The organism is Bartonella sp. AP57NXGY, assembly GCF_042195805.1.
Lineage (GTDB): Bacteria > Pseudomonadota > Alphaproteobacteria > Rhizobiales > Rhizobiaceae > Bartonella.
In genome coordinates this window covers 1-686 of sequence record NZ_JBHIOZ010000538.1, presented here as the reverse complement: position 1 = coordinate 686, position 686 = coordinate 1, and the positions used below count along the sequence as shown (strand labels likewise).

Here is a 686-nt window from a genome sequence, read left to right as displayed (position 1 = left end):
GGAAGAAGTCCATGATGATGGAACCCCAACCTCAAAAACCTAAAATTACCATACAACCAACCACACCACTAGCAATCAATGCTAACCCCCCGTAAATAGGAGAAGGCTTAGAAGAAAATCCAACAAATCCCATAACCAACAACACACTTAACGCAAATAAAATATATGTCATTACTTCTGCATGGACTATAACCATAACCAATGATATGAAAAACCACCGTTGTACTTCAACTACAAAAGCACTAATGACCCCAATACGCAAATCCAACCCAATTATAAAAATAATTAACCACTCCCTCATTGACCTACCAACCCCATCCAACATTTCCATATGATGAAACTTCGGCTCACTACTCGCATTCTGCCTAATTCTACAGATCATCACAGGCCTATTCCTAGCAATACACTACTCGCCAGACACCTCTTCTGCCTTCTCCTCAATCGCACATATCACCCGAGACGTAAACCATGGCTGAATCATTCGCTACCTCCACGCCAACGGCGCCTCCATATTTTTCATCTGCCTCTTCCTACACGTAGGCCGAGGCCTTTACTATGGCTCATTCCTTCTCCTAAAAACCTGAAACACTGGCATTATGCTTCTATTCTTAACTATAGCAACAGCCTTTATAGGCTACGTGCTCCCATGAGGCCAAATATCATTCTGGGGAGCAACAGTAATCACA

The 686-nt window shown here is 42.7% G+C and carries 1 protein-coding gene and 1 pseudogene; one reads left to right on the top strand and one right to left on the bottom strand.

Annotation, left to right across the window (positions count from 1 at the left end; genetic code table 11):
* Positions 1–31: 31 nt before the first annotated feature.
* Entirely contained in the window at positions 32–382 is a 351-nt protein-coding gene (locus tag ACFIL8_RS11895; protein WP_375689983.1) for a hypothetical protein, read from the bottom strand.
* Between ACFIL8_RS11895 and ACFIL8_RS11890 the strand changes: the two are divergent.
* A pseudogene (locus ACFIL8_RS11890) lies at positions 369–584 on the top strand (hypothetical protein). The gene ACFIL8_RS11895 and the pseudogene ACFIL8_RS11890 sit on opposite strands and share 14 nt — an antisense overlap.
* Positions 585–686: the final 102 nt, after the last annotated feature.

Excerpts from the sequence above, each read along its gene's own strand:
- ACFIL8_RS11895 (WP_375689983.1), bottom strand. The coding sequence starts at position 382 with ATGATCTGTAGAATTAGGCAGAATGCGAGTAGTGAGCCGAAGTTTCAT.